Genomic DNA, 14,131 nt, shown 5'->3' with positions numbered 1-14,131 from the left:
ACCCTTTTGCGCCCTAAAATATGTCCCCCGAAGGCGCGATAAAATGCTAGGCTGGGGCTTCGTCCCCGAGTCGAACAAGACGGGAACAAAGCGCGCTCGGGCGCGCTCATTATGGGGCGAGATCGATGGATTTTCGGGAAACGGATCGGGTGGAGACGAACGACGTGGCGACGATGGAATTGGCGAAAAACGACGCGTCCCAAGCGACCGAATCGGCCGGCGATGCGAAGAGCGAGCCTGCGGCACCCGCGAAGCTGAACGACACCGGCGAACCCAAGGTTCACGCCCGGCGCTTTAATGTCCTCACCGACGCGAGCCGCGATGCGCTCCTTACCGATTTTGGAAAGGAGACGCTTCAGGACCGCTACCTTCTGCCCGGAGAATCCTATCAGGATCTCTTCGCCCGCGTCGCATCAGCCTATGCGGACGACCAGGATCATGCCCAGCGCCTCTACGACTATATCTCGAAGCTGTGGTTCATGCCCGCGACCCCCGTGCTCTCGAACGGCGGCACGGGTCGCGGCCTTCCGATCAGCTGCTACCTCAATAGCGTCGACGACAGCCTCGAAGGCATCGTCGGCACCTGGAACGAGAATGTGTGGCTGGCCTCGCGCGGTGGGGGCATCGGCACCTATTGGGGTAATGTCCGCGGCATCGGCGAGCCGGTGGGCCTCAATGGCAAGACCAGCGGCATCATCCCGTTCGTCCGCGTGATGGACAGCCTGACTCTCGCGATCAGTCAGGGTTCGCTCCGCCGCGGTTCGGCCGCCTGCTATCTTGATATTTCGCACCCCGAGATCGAAGAGTTCCTCGAAGTGCGCAAGCCCTCTGGGGACTTCAACCGCAAGGCGCTCAACCTGCACCACGGCGTGCTGATCACCGACGAGTTCATGGAGGCAGTCCGCGACGGCACCGAATTCAACCTCCGCAGCCCCAAGGACCAGAGCGTCCGCGGGACTGTCGACGCGCGCTCGCTCTTCCAGAAGCTGGTCGAGACGCGCCTTGCCACCGGCGAACCCTACATCATCTTCATCGATCAGGTGAACCGGATGATGCCCAAGCATCACCGCGACCTCGGCCTCAAGGTCTCGACCTCCAACCTGTGCAGCGAAATTACCCTGCCCACGGGACGGGATCATCTGGGCAATGACCGCACCGCAGTCTGCTGCCTTTCGAGCCTCAACCTCGAAACCTGGGACGAGTGGAACGGCGACAAGCGCTTCATCGAAGACGTCATGCGCATGCTCGACAATGTCCTTCAGGACTATATCGACCGCGCGCCGCCCGAAATGGCACGCGCCAAATATTCGGCCAGCCGCGAACGGTCGGTCGGCCTCGGCGTCATGGGCTTCCACAGCTTCCTCCAGGCGCGCGGCCTGCCCTTCGAGGGCGCAATGGCCAAGTCCTCGAACCTGCGCATCTTCAAGCATATCCGCAGCCAGGTCGATCAGGCATCGATGCTGCTCGCCAAGGAACGCGGCCCCTGCCCCGACGCTGCCGATCAGGGCGTCATGGAGCGCTTTTCGTGCAAGATGGCGATTGCGCCAACTGCATCGATCAGCATCATCTGCGGCGGCACCAGCGCCTGCATCGAGCCGATCCCAGCGAATATCTACACCCACAAGACGCTGTCGGGCAGCTTCGTGGTCAAGAATCCGCACCTTGAAAGCCTGCTCGTCGACAAGGCGAAGAACAGCGATGCGGTATGGAACTCGATCCTCGAAAAGGGCGGCAGCGTTCAGCACCTCGACTTCCTGACGCAGGACGAGAAGGATGTGTTCAAGACAAGCTTCGAGATCGACCAGCGCTGGCTGCTCGAACTTGCAGCCGACCGCACCCCCTATATCGATCAGGCGGCGTCGCTGAACCTCTTCATTCCGGCCGACGTCGAGAAGTGGGACCTCTTGATGCTCCACTACCGCGCGTGGGAACTTGGCATCAAATCGCTTTACTATCTCCGCTCGAAATCGGTGCAGCGCGCCGGCTTCGCGGGAGGGGTCGAGGCTGACAACACGCCCGAGGCCGCGAAGTTCGAACTGTCGGCCGGGACGACCGACTACGACGAGTGCCTGGCTTGCCAGTGACGCTCGCTCCGCCCCTCGCCAGCGAAGCTGGGGTCAGCGGCGTGTATTGAGGTGAGCAATGCCAGCCTGGGCTGACATGACGATAGAGATTTGACGCAAGGATAAACCGATGCCTTTGTTGGAAGCCCGCAAGACCTACAAGCCCTTTGAATATCCCTGGGCCTATGATTTTTGGAAGCGCCAGCAGCAGATCCACTGGATGCCCGAAGAAGTGCCGCTGGGCGAGGATTGCCGCGACTGGGCGCAGAAGATCAGCGACCACGAGCGCAACCTCCTGACCCAGATCTTCCGCTTCTTCACCCAGGCAGACGTCGAGGTGCAGGATTGCTACCACGACAAATATGGCCGCGTGTTCAAGCCGACCGAGATCAAGATGATGCTGACTGCATTCAGCAATATGGAGACGGTTCATATCGCGGCGTACAGCCACCTGCTCGACACGATCGGCATGCCCGAAAGCGAGTATGGCATGTTCCTCGAATATGACGAGATGCGTGCCAAGCACGATTATATGGGCACGTTCGGCGTCGACAGCGACGAGGATATCGCGCGCACACTTGCCATGTTCGGCGGCTTTACCGAGGGGCTTCAGCTCTTCGCCAGTTTCGCGATGCTTATGAACTTTCCCCGCTTCAACAAGATGAAGGGCATGGGCCAGATCGTCAGCTGGTCGGTGCGCGACGAAAGCCTGCACTGCGAGGGCATCACCCGGTTGTTCCACGCCTTCGTCAAGGAACGCGACTGCCTGACCAAGAGCGTGCGCGAGGATATCATCGACTGCTGTCAAAAGACCGTGCGGCTCGAAGACGCCTTCATCGACCTTGCCTTCGAACAGGGACCCGTCCCCGGCATGACTCCCAAGGAGATCAAGCGCTACATTCGCTACATCGCCGACTGGCGCCTCGGCCAGCTTGGATTCCAGCCGATCTACATGATCGACGAGCACCCCCTGCCCTGGCTTGCGCCGCTCCTCAATGGCGTCGAACATGCGAACTTCTTCGAAACGCGCGCCACCGAATATTCGAAGGCTGCGACCCGCGGCGACTGGAACACCGTCTGGCAGAGCTTCGACAATCGCAAGAAAGCGAAGGCCAATGACGACGGCGCTCCTTCTCTTGAAGCCGAAAGCGACGGCGAGGATATGTTCAAACAGGCCGGCATCGCGGCAGAGTAAGCGCCGTTAAGCTCCTCCCATCGGGATCGGCATTGAAAGTGCCCGGATTCCCGCTGGTTGGAGCGGGTGCGAGAGGACGCCGCGGCAGCCAGCTGGAAAGGGCCGAAGGCCACACATGACCGAGAAGAAGCCCAAAGCGAAATTGCTGATCCTCAGCCAACCCCAGCGCGCCTGCCTCGAGGGTCTGTCTTGTCTTATGACTTTTCTGGCGGTTGTGGGCATTAAGGGCTGCCCGATCCGGGGTGGCCACCCCGGATCGGGCGGAAGGGGATGGATCGAAGTTGTCTCGGTCGTGGAGGACCGTCGATTAGTGTGATCACCCCTTTCTTTTCCACCAGACCTGGACGGAAACCAGGGCTTCGGGCCCGGATGACAAGAGTAGGACAGCGGAAAAGATGGACAATCCCATACCCCAAACCATCGGCATCGACATCTCAAAAGCGACCCTTGATGTATATGCCCATCCTGCAGGCTGCGAGCGGCAATTCACCAATACCGCCAAAGGCCACAGGGAGCTGATAGATTGGCTCGGGCAATGGCAGATCGATCGGATCGCCTATGAGGCTACTGGCGCATACCACCGACAGCTCGAGCAGGCTTTATCGGACCTGCCATGCGTCAAGCTCAACCCGGCTCGCGCACGGCGGTTCGCCCAAGCGATAGGCACTCTCGCCAAGACGGATAAGATTGATGCGGTGATTCTGGCCCGTATGGCGACGACGCTCCAGCCTCCCGTACGCCCGGCAAATACGCCCAAGCAAGCCAAGCTCGCCGAATTGATCAGCGCTCGCGATGGCTTGGTCCGTGATAAGATCGCGCTTCAAAATCAAGCGAAGAACCTGACGCTACCTCTCCTCAAGCGTCAGCACAAAAAGCGCCTGGATCAGATTGAGCAGCATATCAAACAGGTCGATGTCGAGCTTGCGACGATCATTGCTGCTGACGCAGAGTTGGCGCGGCGGCACGAAATCATCTCCAGTATTGCCGGGGTAGGCACACGTACCGCCGACCAGTTGGTCGCAACCATGCCAGAGCTAGGAGCACTGGATCCTAAACAAGTCGCTTCCCTTGCAGGCCTGGCTCCCGTCGCCCGTCAATCGGGGCAATGGAAAGGGCGCAGTTTTATTCAAGGGGGACGGGCCAATGTAAGACGTGCGCTTTACATGCCGGCCCTCGTTGCCGCCCGCTACAATCCAGATCTCAAAGCAAAATATCAAAGCCTCATCGCGTCCGGAAAACCGGCAAAGGTCGCTGTGGTCACACTTATGCGCAAGCTCATCGTCATGGTCAACGCGCTGATTAAAGCCGACCGCCTATGGGTTGAAAAACGGGCTTGATCACAACGGAAACTAACCGCCGTCCCCAGCTTCCAAGCGATCCGATTCGCGACGAACTCGTCGCATTGGGCCTCGTTGCGCCACAAGGTGCGAAATGGACGCTCACACCGACAGGCAAGAAGGTTCTGGCGGCGGGGTCCAACCGGCGAAACAAGGGCGGGTTTTCAGTTTAAGCTCACGCGCCCGACCCTCGACCCGCGTGTCGGCCGAGATCTTGCCCAGGTGCAAGTCGCCGCGCCCGCGCATGACGCGCGGGCGGATTTTCCAACCGGCAGGGCGCGCCCACCGGCGACGAGGCAGGGTCCCAGTGGCAGCGCGAACGCCGGGTCGGATTAGTTCACCATAACCCCGCTCGGCACCGCGCCCACGCGGGCCGCGGCGAACAGCACGCCGCCGCGCACCGCCTCGGGTGTGCCGTCAAGCAGGGGCAGCATCACCAACTCGCGCGTCGTCTCGCTGTCGTCGTCGACAACCAGCCGTAGCGACGAGTAACCAAGACTGCTGCGTTCGATCACCACATCGCGAATTGCCTCGAGCGGCCACGACAGGCCAGAGGCGCGATAGAGCCGTACGCCGTCATGAAAGATCCACGCCTCGCGATGGCGCCAGAGCTGCAGGCAGGTCCAGAAGACAAGCAAGGCCGCAAGCATCGCCGCGCTTGCCGCTATCTCGCCGAAGAGCACAGCGCGGAACATCGCCGCCGCACCGTCAGCTGCAACCGGGATCGCCTCCCTGGCAGCGATGGCGAAAAAGACGAGCGCGCTCAGCGCCTGCCCGGCCAACAGCGGCTTTGCCTTCAGCGCCGCGATCACGATGATTTGTCGGTCCCGATTGGTCATCACGAGCACACATAGGTACGGCGCTGCGGCAGCGCCAGCATGGAAGGCAATCCTGCCGACACCGCAGCCGCGACATGGTCGGCTTCAAAGCGCTGGCGCAGGAACGGCAAGCATAGGGGCGTGCCTGATCGGGCATCTGCCAGGGGGCGCTGCACTCCCACCGCCGCCCCACAGTGAAGGATAAGCGCCGCGCTTCTTAAAGGCGCGCCGCGAGCTGCTGGAGCATCGCCTGCACCGGCTGGGCGGGTTCGGCAGCGTTCCAGCCTGCCTCAAGTCCCGCGATACGCTCGAAGAGGCGCTCGCTTGCTGCAATAATCCGGCCAATATTCGGTTCGAAGGCCGCGCACACCGCCCAGTCGGCAGGGATCGGTTCGCCGATGCGCGCGGCGCTGTCGTGCGGGCCCGCGCCCGCATCGCCCGCGATCATCGCGCGGCGGTGAAGCAGCCAGGCGATGATGTGCATCAGCCGCGTCGTGGTCTTCAGCGATTCGCAGGCGAGGCTCAGCTGAAGCAGGCTGTCGCTGCGCCCGGCGCCGAAATCACGCGCGGCCGAAAAGGCCGAATGCGCCTCATCGGCAAGCAGCATCGCCTCGACATAGAGATTTTCCACTTGCGCGCGCTGCACGGGCGATGTGGCTGGCAGATGATCGGAGCCCCCTCTGGTCATGCGGGGACGATGGCACGGGCACGCGCCAGATCGCAACGCCGCTAACCATTTTTGTGAGGGACAACGCGTCCCGTTTTGAATTCGCGTCGGTCAGGCGATGATGTCGGGGATGATCTGGTCCTCGCACCACGCGATCTCGTCGCGCAAGCGCAGCTTCTTTTTCTTGAGCCGGGCGAGCTGGAGCTGGTCGGGGACCGGGCCTTCGCTGAGTGCGATAATCGCAGCATCGAGGTCGCGGTGCTCGACGCGGAGCAGTTCAAGGCGCTGGGCGATGTCTTCGGGGTTCACGCCCCTCCTCCTGCCACGATCACGGCCCATCCGCAACGGGGACCGGATGAGCGAATCGCCACGACATTCGCCGCAATTCATGATTTACTCATGAGCGCCAATCGAGTCGAAAAGGAGAATGGCAAATGAGCATTTCGCACCTTTCCGCCCTGAAGTCCCGTCACGCGGACCTCGATGCGAGAATTGCGAATGAAGAACGGCGCCCCGCCCCCGATGCGGCCCTGCTGGCGCAGATGAAAAAGCAGAAGCTTAAAATCAAAGAAGAGATGCTCGCGGTCAACTGACCGGCGCGCGTCCCTGCCGCCTCCGCTGGCGCTTCCCTTTCGCGGATAGCGTCAGCGCCGGCGGTAGACGGGGCCCCGATTGAGCCCCAATCGCTGCAGATGCGGCGGAAGATCGGGTTTCGAAACCACCTGACGGCGCACCGCCTGCGGATTGACCGGGCGGTCGAAGGCGATGCCGAATTTACCCTCGCCGACCCATACGATGCGTCCGGGCACCATGCCGACATTGCGAAGTTCAACCTCGACGGTGCCGCCCTGCGTTACCTTGGCAGGGCCTTCGGCGAGCATACCGCCGACGGACAGATTGCGCACGCGTACCGTCACAGGACCCTCGACCCCAGGAAGGACGAGGTTCGCCTGGAGAAACAGGCTGTCGCGATCGGAGCTGCGCGACAGCGCAGCCACCTGTTCGTCGAGTGTTTCCGGTATCCGCGATTCCATGCGCCCCATTCCCGCACCCAAAGTTTCGAGAGGGCGACCCTAAAAGCGAGCCCTTGCAGAAACGTAAATGGGCCGAGACGGCGGTCAGTCTTCGCGCGAGATACGCTCGTTGCGCTCGTGCCTCTCTTGCGCCTCAAGCGTCATCGTCGCAATCGGCCGTGCCTGCAGCCGCGCGAGAGAGATAGGCTCCCCGGTTACCGCGCAATAGCCATATTCGCCTTCATCGATGCGGCGAATCGCAGCGTCGATCTTAGCGATCAGCTTGCGCTGGCGATCGCGCGTGCGAAGCTCGATCGCCCAGTCGGTCTCGCTGGAGGCGCGGTCGGCAAGGTCGGGTTCGCGCAAGGGGCCATCCTGCAAGTGCGCCAGCGTCGATTCGGCTTCGGACAGGATCGACTTTTTCCAAGCGAGCAGCAGGCCGCGAAAATATTCCTGCTGCCGCTCATTCATGAACGGCTCGTCTTCGCTGGGAATATAGTCCGAATCGAGATTGGATTTGGCTTGGCGAAGCGCGTCGGCACCAACATCGGCAATCTGGGTTGGCATAGCGGCTTTTCGCGTCCTTTCCTCTCGCCTGGCCGCCGTGTGACGGTCCGAGGGATTGCGCCGCGCCTATACCGAGCCACCGGTTGCGATACAAGCGCCTAAGCTGCTGATAGAAGATGGGGCTGAAGCACGGCTGAACCGCGGGACCGATTCTCGCCGGCCCCCGCCCCCTTCGGACAATGTGATTTCTCGGGCTTCCCAAGCGGCCACGGTTAACCATTGGCCGAAATTCGGGTCTTTCCGTTCCGTTTCGGGACACAAGGGATCATTCAGGTTGATTCCGCTCTCCAATTCCCGCTCTCGGACAATCAAACGCGGTTAACGCAATTGTCGCGTTCACAAAGCTTTGGCCTTTTGCCGCTAGCCGAAGGGCAAGCAGGTGCCGCGATGGGGTGTCGCGCCGCCTAGCAACGAGAAAAGAGAGAAACCTATGTCTGTCCGAATGGCTCTCGCCAAGCTTTGCGCCTGCACGTGCGGCGGCGCGATTATCGGCAGCGGCGCGATGCAGGTCGCAGATGTACCGGCCGCTGCCTACTCGAAAGCGCCCTCGTGCCAGCCCTGCACCAAGAAGGTCGTGCGCAAGCGCCACGCGGCGAAGCGCAAGGTCAAGCGAGTCCGCCGCGTCGTCACCACGAAGCGCGTGATCCGCACCGCGACCCCGCAGACACAGGTCGTCACCCAAACGATCCCGCTGCCGCCCATCCCCTATGCGCCCTTCCCACCCAGCGGTGGTTTCGAAGGTGGCGGCGGCGCCGGAGTCACGGTGATTGGCGGCGGCTTTGGCGGCGGATTCGGCGGCGGCTTCTTCGGGGGCTTCTTCGGAGGCAGCAGCGGGGGAAGCAGCGGAAGCGTCGTCGTCACCTCGACAACCACCGGCGGCGTCAGCACATCGACGAGCAGTACCTCGGGCGGCGTCTCCACCTCGACTGGCGGGGTCAGCACATCGACGTCCACGGGCGGCGTCTCGACTTCCACGGGGGGCGTGAGCACATCCACCGGCGGGGTCAGCACCTCCACCGGGGGCGTTTCGACCTCGACGGGTGGCGTTTCGACCTCGACGGGCGGGGTCAGCACCTCAACGGGGGGCGTTTCGACCTCTTCGTCGTCGAGCAGCAGCTCGTCGTCGAGCTCGTCCTCTTCCTCCTCGTCCTCGTCGAGTTCCTCTTCATCGGGCGGCAGCAGCTCGCACGGCCACGGTAGCTCAAGCTGGGGTGGAAGCTCGAGCTGGGGCGGCAGCTCTTCGCACGGCGGCTCCTCGTCGCACGGCGGCAGCTCGTCCCACGGCGGCTCGTCATCCTCCTCGGGCGGGTCGAGCAGCAGTTCCTCCTCGAGCTCCTCATCTTCGTCGTCGTCTTCATCGTCGAGCTCGACCTCGTCGGGTGCAACTGGCGGCAGCAGCAGCTTCGGTGCGAGCACGAGCAGCTCGTCCTCGTCGTCGAGCAGCAGCTCGTCTTCGAGTTCCTCGTCTTCCTCATCCTCGTCGTCGAGCTCGGGCGGCAGCAGCGGCGGCTCGTCGGGCGATCCGACCCCGGTGCCCGCTCCGCCGATGATGCTCCTCTTCGGCGCCGCCGCTGCCGCGCTCGTCGTGCGCCGCCGCACGGCGAACCGCAACAGCGCGAAAAGCAAGGCCGCATAAGATGTGCTGACGGCCCGGTGGGGGGCATGGGGCCGTCAATCGAGGGTCGCTCTACGGAGCGGCCCTTTTTTCATGCCTCTGGCTTGATCCTCGCGGCCGCGACGCGCTGAAGCAGAGGGCCCAATGCCGCCCGCGGGGCAGAGAGGCGCCGCCCCATTGTCATCGCCCATCGCTCGGCGTTTCGCGCTGCGAGCTTCCACCGCTCAGCGAGCGCGGAACAGCAACGTCGCGCTTGCACCGTCCGCCCCGCACCGCCATAGCGCGGCCATGCACGATATCCGCCTGATCCGGGAAAACCCCGAAGCGTTCGACGCCGGCCTCGCCCGCCGCGGGCTCGGCCCTTTGTCTACCGAAATTCTGGCCGCCGATGCCTCGCTCCGCGCGCTGCAGACCGAAATGCAGGCCGCGCTTGCACGGCGCAATGAAGCATCAAAGGCGATTGGTCAGGCGATGGCGAAGGGCGACAAGAAGAGCGCCGAGGCGCTGAAGGCCGAAGTCGCAGCCCTCAAACAGCGGCTTCCTGAACAGGAAGCCGCCGAGCGCGAGCAGCTCGCCGCGCTGCAGGATAGCCTGGCCGCGCTCCCCAACCTGCCTGCGCCCGACGTGCCCCAAGGGGAGGATGAGGAAAGCAATGTCGAGATTTCGCGCTGGGGCACACCGCGGAGCTTCGACTTTCAGCCCAGGGAACATGCCGATTTTGCCCCCGCGCTCGGGCTCGACTTCGAAACCGCTGCAAAAATGTCGGGAGCCCGCTTCGCCTTTCTCAAAGGTCCGATGGCAAGGCTCGAACGCGCGCTCGGCCAGTTCATGCTCGACAAGCAGACCAACGAGGCAGGCTACAGCGAGTGCGCGACCCCGCTTCTCGTCCGCGACGACGCAGCGTTCGGGACTGCGCAGCTCCCCAAGTTCCGCGAGGACCTGTTCCAGACCACCAATGGAATGTGGCTGATCTCGACCTCCGAGATGAGTCTCACCAATGCGGTGCGCGAGGAAATATTGGCGGAAACCGATTTGCCGATTCGCATGACCGGCCTCACCCCCTGCTTCCGGTCGGAGGCCGGGGCCGCAGGCCGCGACACGCGGGGCTATATCCGCCAGCATCAGTTCTGGAAGGTCGAACTGGTCTCCATCGTCCGCCCCGAGGACAGCGACGCCGAACTTGAGCGCAAGACCCGGGCGGCCGAGGCGATCCTTGAGGCGCTCGAACTTCCCTATCGCAAGATGCTGCTTTGCGCGGGCGACATGGGCTTTGCTGCGCGCAAGACCTACGATCTTGAAGTGTGGCTGCCGGGACAGAACAGCTACCGCGAGATTTCAAGCTGCTCGAACTGCGGCGATTTTCAAGCGCGGCGCATGAACGCTCGCTTCCGCCGCGAGGGCGCCAAGGGCACCGAGTTCGTCCATACGCTCAATGGCTCGGGACTCGCCGTTGGGCGCACCCTCGTCGCGATCCTCGAAAACTACCAGCAAGCCGACGGCAGCGTCGACATTCCCGAGGCGCTTCTCCCCTATATGGGCGGGATTACGCGGCTGACGCCCTGACCCCTACCGCCTGCTTTGGCTCAACCGTGTGATAAGCGGGGCAAGTTCGAGGAGAGCGGGGCGGCCCACAGCGAATAGTTTCCGTTGTGATCAAGCCCGTTTTTCAACCCATAGGCGGTCGGCTTTAATCAGCGCGTTGACCATGACGATGAGCTTGCGCATAAGTGTGACCACAGCGACCTTTGCCGGTTTTCCGGACGCGATGAGGCTTTGATATTTTGCTTTGAGATCTGGATTGTAGCGGGCGGCAACGAGGGCCGGCATGTAAAGCGCACGTCTTACATTGGCCCGTCCCCCTTGAATAAAACTGCGCCCTTTCCATTGCCCCGATTGACGGGCGACGGGAGCCAGGCCTGCAAGGGAAGCGACTTGTTTAGGATCCAGTGCTCCTAGCTCTGGCATGGTTGCGACCAACTGGTCGGCGGTACGTGTGCCTACCCCGGCAATACTGGAGATGATTTCGTGCCGCCGCGCCAACTCTGCGTCAGCAGCAATGATCGTCGCAAGCTCGACATCGACCTGTTTGATATGCTGCTCAATCTGATCCAGGCGCTTTTTGTGCTGACGCTTGAGGAGAGGTAGCGTCAGGTTCTTCGCTTGATTTTGAAGCGCGATCTTATCACGGACCAAGCCATCGCGAGCGCTGATCAATTCGGCGAGCTTGGCTTGCTTGGGCGTATTTGCCGGGCGTACGGGAGGCTGGAGCGTCGTCGCCATACGGGCCAGAATCACCGCATCAATCTTATCCGTCTTGGCGAGAGTGCCTATCGCTTGGGCGAACCGCCGTGCGCGAGCCGGGTTGAGCTTGACGCATGGCAGGTCCGATAAAGCCTGCTCGAGCTGTCGGTGGTATGCGCCAGTAGCCTCATAGGCGATCCGATCGATCTGCCATTGCCCGAGCCAATCTATCAGCTCCCTGTGGCCTTTGGCGGTATTGGTGAATTGCCGCTCGCAGCCTGCAGGATGGGCATATACATCAAGGGTCGCTTTTGAGATGTCGATGCCGATGGTTTGGGGTATGGGATTGTCCATCTTTTCCGCTGTCCTACTCTTGTCATCCGGGCCCGAAGCCCTGGTTTCCGTCCAGGTCTGGTGGAAAAGAAAGGGGTGATCACACTAATCGACGGTCCTCCACGACCGAGACAACTTCGATCCATCCCCTTCCGCCCGATCCGGGGTGGCCACCCCGGATCGGGCAGCCCTTAATGCCCACAACCGCCAGAAAAGTCATAAGACAAGAAAGAGACTATCGTGCGCATCCTTCTCACCAACGACGACGGTTATCACGCCCCCGGTTTCGCGGTGCTCGAAGCGATCGCACGCCAGCTCAGCGACGATATCTGGGTCTGCGCACCTGCCGAGGAACAGTCGGGCGCGGGCCATTCGCTCACGCTCTCGCAGCCTGTGCGCGTTCGCCAACATGGCGAGCGGCGCTGGTCGTGCACCGGCACCCCCACCGATTCGGTGATGATCGCGATCGGCAAACTGATGCCCGAACGCCCCGACCTCGTCCTCTCCGGCGTCAACCGCGGCGCCAACCTCGGTGACGATGTCACTTACTCGGGCACAGTCTCGGCGGCGATCGAGGGCGCACTTGCAGGGATTCCCGCCATTGCCTTGAGCCAGGTTTATGCGCGCGAGGGCATGGGCGACACGGTGCCGTTCGGCGCGGCAGAAGCATGGGGCGCGAAGGTGCTCGCGCCGTTGCTCAAGGCGCCCATGACCCCGCGCACCCTCATCAACATCAACTTCCCCGCCCTCCCCGCCGACGCGGTGCGCGGCATCCGTGTAACGCGGCAGGGCTTCCACGATTACGGCCGCGGCTCGATCGTCGAGGGCACCGACCCGCGCGGCTACACCTACTACTGGTTCGGCCTCCACGGCATCGAACATTCGCTGGGGCACGACAGCGATCTTGAGGCGATCGACGATGGCTATGTCTCGGTGACGCCGCTCCAGCTCGACCTCACCCACGACGCCTCGCTCGCCGCGTTGCGCAGCGCGTATGAAAGTTAGGGTCAGGGGCGGGGTCGCCGGCCAGGGGCGCCCCCCATATTCCCCGTGTCGCCCATAGGCCGGACCCGCAAAAGGCGCTGGAGGGGCGAGAGAAGTGCTGACAGGCCTGGACCCACCGCGGGCCCTGGCCGTGGGCACCTTGCGCCGCAGCGGCGAGGATCATTTCTCCTCGTCGATCGAAAGCAGTTGACCCGGCGAAGCGACTGCCCCCACCATGGCGCGCGATGGCAAGGCGATTGAGCAAAAGCGTCCAGCGGCAATTCGATGTGCTGCGCCGCGCGACGCGCTGGCCAGTGTGGGCCGACCTCGCGACGCGGCTCGGCGTCGCCTTTTTGCTGATCGGCATCGTCGTTCTCGTCCACTGGAGCGACCGCGAGGGGCTTCAGGACCTTTACGACGGTGATGTCAGCTTCCTTGACGTCGTCTATTTCACGATGATCTCGGTGACGACGACAGGTTTTGGGGATATCACCCCCGTGTCCGACCGTTCGCGGCTGATGGAAGCTGTGATCGTGACGCCGATCCGCATCGCCGTGCTCTTCATCTTCATCGGCACCGCCTATCAATTCGTCCTCAAACGCACATGGGAAAAATGGCGCATGGCCCGCATCCAGGCAAAGCTCACCGACCATATCGTCGTCCTCGGCTTCGGCGTCAGCGGCAGCGAAGCGGTCAAGGAACTCATCGCGCGCGGAACCGACCCCGCGAGGATCGTCGTCATCGACCAGGCGCGCGGGCGGATCAATGCCGCCGAGCATCTGGGCTGCAACGTGCTCGAGGGCGACGCCTCGAACGACGATACACTGATCCATATCCGCATTGCACAGGCGCGCTCGGTGCTCGTGTCCGCGGGCCGCGACGACACGTCGATCCTCATAGTCCTCACGGTCCGGCATCTCTCGCCGAATGTCCCGATCAGTGTCGTGATTCGCGCACAGGACAATGAGCTGCTGGCACGCCAGGCGGGCGCAAATAACGTCATCAACCCGGTCAGCTTTACCGGCCTGCTGCTCGCCGGATCGGCCGAGGGGGCGCATGTGGCCGACTATATGGCCGACCTCGCGGGCATCGCGGGGCGCGTTCAGCTCGTTGAGCGGCCAGTCAGCGACGAAGAGGTCGGACGCAGCCTCGAGCAGCTTGTCACCGGCGGCCGCGGTCTTCGCATCTACCGCGACGGCAAACCCTATGGCTTTTGGGAAGACGAGGCAAAGCGGCTCCAGGCGGGCGACCATGTCGTCGAAGTCGTGCGCTGCACCCCCCGCGAGGCTACGCCCTGA

General features: G+C 62.8%; 16 protein-coding genes. 8 read left to right on the top strand and 8 right to left on the bottom strand.

The window, feature by feature from the left end:
* The first annotated feature begins 125 nt into the window (after positions 1-125).
* The 4 genes from LH20_RS02880 (at position 126) to LH20_RS02865 (ending at position 4,595) form a co-directional block, all read left to right on the top strand.
* Positions 126-2,084: a ribonucleoside-diphosphate reductase subunit alpha gene (locus tag LH20_RS02880; protein WP_053552926.1), complete on the top strand. Its 1,959-nt coding sequence runs from the start codon at positions 126-128 to the stop codon at positions 2,082-2,084.
* A 109-nt stretch (positions 2,085-2,193) separates the two neighbouring features.
* Positions 2,194-3,258 carry a ribonucleotide-diphosphate reductase subunit beta gene (locus tag LH20_RS02875; protein WP_053552925.1) on the top strand — a complete coding sequence of 355 codons (1,065 nt, stop codon included), beginning with the start codon at positions 2,194-2,196 and terminating at the stop codon, positions 3,256-3,258.
* A gap of 115 nt (positions 3,259-3,373) precedes the next feature.
* Entirely contained in the window at positions 3,374-3,574 is a 201-nt protein-coding gene (locus LH20_RS23880) for a hypothetical protein (RefSeq protein ID WP_053552924.1), read from the top strand.
* 79 nt (positions 3,575-3,653) lie between these two features.
* Positions 3,654-4,595 carry an IS110 family transposase gene (locus tag LH20_RS02865; protein WP_053552601.1) on the top strand — a complete coding sequence of 314 codons (942 nt, stop codon included), beginning with the start codon at positions 3,654-3,656 and terminating at the stop codon, positions 4,593-4,595.
* Positions 4,596-4,927: 332 nt separating this feature from the next.
* On the opposite strand, the gene LH20_RS02860 is transcribed toward LH20_RS02865, so the two are convergent.
* From LH20_RS02860 to LH20_RS02850, 3 genes are all read right to left on the bottom strand, one after another.
* Positions 4,928-5,434: a hypothetical protein gene (locus LH20_RS02860; RefSeq protein ID WP_235527093.1), complete on the bottom strand. Its 507-nt coding sequence runs from the start codon at positions 5,432-5,434 to the stop codon at positions 4,928-4,930.
* Between the two features lie 196 nt (positions 5,435-5,630).
* Complete coding sequence (locus LH20_RS02855) at positions 5,631-6,101, bottom strand: DUF1465 family protein (protein WP_053552923.1); 471 nt, start codon at positions 6,099-6,101, stop codon at positions 5,631-5,633.
* A 90-nt stretch (positions 6,102-6,191) separates the two neighbouring features.
* Entirely contained in the window at positions 6,192-6,419 is a 228-nt protein-coding gene (locus LH20_RS02850) for a DUF465 domain-containing protein (RefSeq protein ID WP_053552922.1), read from the bottom strand.
* A gap of 95 nt (positions 6,420-6,514) precedes the next feature.
* On the opposite strand from LH20_RS02850, the gene LH20_RS22690 reads away from it, so the two are divergent.
* A complete protein-coding gene (locus tag LH20_RS22690; RefSeq protein ID WP_079637089.1) occupies positions 6,515-6,673 on the top strand; it encodes a YdcH family protein in 159 nt (52 codons plus the stop codon).
* Positions 6,674-6,724: 51 nt separating this feature from the next.
* Here the strand turns inward: LH20_RS22690 and LH20_RS02845 are convergent, their stop codons facing one another.
* The 4 genes from LH20_RS02845 to LH20_RS23675 all read right to left on the bottom strand — a co-directional run bounded on the left by LH20_RS02845 (position 6,725) and on the right by LH20_RS23675 (position 9,286).
* A complete protein-coding gene (locus LH20_RS02845) occupies positions 6,725-7,114 on the bottom strand; it encodes a PilZ domain-containing protein (protein ID WP_053552921.1) in 390 nt (129 codons plus the stop codon).
* Positions 7,115-7,198: 84 nt separating this feature from the next.
* Positions 7,199-7,660 (bottom strand): RNA polymerase-binding protein DksA, encoded by a 462-nt coding sequence (dksA, locus tag LH20_RS02840; protein ID WP_053552920.1) that lies wholly within the window; start codon positions 7,658-7,660, stop codon positions 7,199-7,201.
* 531 nt (positions 7,661-8,191) lie between these two features.
* Positions 8,192-8,362, bottom strand: a complete 171-nt coding sequence (locus LH20_RS23680) for a hypothetical protein (RefSeq protein WP_200905421.1) — start codon at positions 8,360-8,362, stop codon at positions 8,192-8,194.
* A 3-nt stretch (positions 8,363-8,365) separates the two neighbouring features.
* Positions 8,366-9,286, bottom strand: coding sequence for a hypothetical protein (locus LH20_RS23675; protein ID WP_235527091.1), 921 nt, complete (start codon positions 9,284-9,286; stop codon positions 8,366-8,368).
* A 277-nt stretch (positions 9,287-9,563) separates the two neighbouring features.
* On the opposite strand from LH20_RS23675, the gene serS reads away from it, so the two are divergent.
* Positions 9,564-10,838, top strand: a complete 1,275-nt coding sequence (gene serS / locus LH20_RS02825) for a serine--tRNA ligase (protein WP_053552919.1) — start codon at positions 9,564-9,566, stop codon at positions 10,836-10,838.
* Between the two features lie 90 nt (positions 10,839-10,928).
* On the opposite strand, the gene LH20_RS02820 is transcribed toward serS, so the two are convergent.
* Positions 10,929-11,870, bottom strand: a complete 942-nt coding sequence (locus tag LH20_RS02820; protein WP_053552601.1) for an IS110 family transposase — start codon at positions 11,868-11,870, stop codon at positions 10,929-10,931.
* Between the two features lie 219 nt (positions 11,871-12,089).
* Here LH20_RS02820 and surE point away from each other — a divergent pair, with 219 nt between their 5' ends.
* Together surE and LH20_RS02810 are read left to right on the top strand one after the other, a co-directional pair.
* Positions 12,090-12,854, top strand: a complete 765-nt coding sequence (gene surE, locus LH20_RS02815; protein ID WP_053552918.1) for a 5'/3'-nucleotidase SurE — start codon at positions 12,090-12,092, stop codon at positions 12,852-12,854.
* 224 nt (positions 12,855-13,078) lie between these two features.
* Positions 13,079-14,131 carry a potassium channel family protein gene (locus LH20_RS02810; RefSeq protein WP_053552917.1) on the top strand — a complete coding sequence of 351 codons (1,053 nt, stop codon included), beginning with the start codon at positions 13,079-13,081 and terminating at the stop codon, positions 14,129-14,131.

This window comes from Sphingopyxis sp. 113P3, from assembly GCF_001278035.1.
Lineage (GTDB): Bacteria > Pseudomonadota > Alphaproteobacteria > Sphingomonadales > Sphingomonadaceae > Sphingopyxis.
Note: the sequence above shows the minus strand (reverse complement) of the source record. Positions and strands in the feature narration are given on the sequence as shown.

What these genes read in the sequence shown, in the direction of transcription:
- LH20_RS02880 (WP_053552926.1), top strand. Translation starts at nt 126, where the DNA reads ATGGATTTTCGGGAAACGGATCGGGTGGAGACGAACGACGTGGCGACG.
- LH20_RS02875 (WP_053552925.1), top strand. Translation starts at nt 2,194, where the DNA reads ATGCCTTTGTTGGAAGCCCGCAAGACCTACAAGCCCTTTGAATATCCC.
- LH20_RS23880 (WP_053552924.1), top strand. Translation starts at nt 3,374, where the DNA reads ATGACCGAGAAGAAGCCCAAAGCGAAATTGCTGATCCTCAGCCAACCC.
- LH20_RS02865 (WP_053552601.1), top strand. Translation starts at nt 3,654, where the DNA reads ATGGACAATCCCATACCCCAAACCATCGGCATCGACATCTCAAAAGCG.
- LH20_RS02860 (WP_235527093.1), bottom strand. Translation starts at nt 5,434, where the DNA reads ATGACCAATCGGGACCGACAAATCATCGTGATCGCGGCGCTGAAGGCA.
- LH20_RS02855 (WP_053552923.1), bottom strand. Translation starts at nt 6,101, where the DNA reads ATGACCAGAGGGGGCTCCGATCATCTGCCAGCCACATCGCCCGTGCAG.
- LH20_RS02850 (WP_053552922.1), bottom strand. Translation starts at nt 6,419, where the DNA reads ATGGGCCGTGATCGTGGCAGGAGGAGGGGCGTGAACCCCGAAGACATC.
- LH20_RS22690 (WP_079637089.1), top strand. Translation starts at nt 6,515, where the DNA reads ATGAGCATTTCGCACCTTTCCGCCCTGAAGTCCCGTCACGCGGACCTC.
- LH20_RS02845 (WP_053552921.1), bottom strand. Translation starts at nt 7,114, where the DNA reads ATGGAATCGCGGATACCGGAAACACTCGACGAACAGGTGGCTGCGCTG.
- dksA (WP_053552920.1), bottom strand. Translation starts at nt 7,660, where the DNA reads ATGCCAACCCAGATTGCCGATGTTGGTGCCGACGCGCTTCGCCAAGCC.
- LH20_RS23680 (WP_200905421.1), bottom strand. Translation starts at nt 8,362, where the DNA reads ATGGGCGGCAGCGGGATCGTTTGGGTGACGACCTGTGTCTGCGGGGTC.
- serS (WP_053552919.1), top strand. Translation starts at nt 9,564, where the DNA reads ATGCACGATATCCGCCTGATCCGGGAAAACCCCGAAGCGTTCGACGCC.
- LH20_RS02820 (WP_053552601.1), bottom strand. Translation starts at nt 11,870, where the DNA reads ATGGACAATCCCATACCCCAAACCATCGGCATCGACATCTCAAAAGCG.
- LH20_RS02810 (WP_053552917.1), top strand. Translation starts at nt 13,079, where the DNA reads ATGGCAAGGCGATTGAGCAAAAGCGTCCAGCGGCAATTCGATGTGCTG.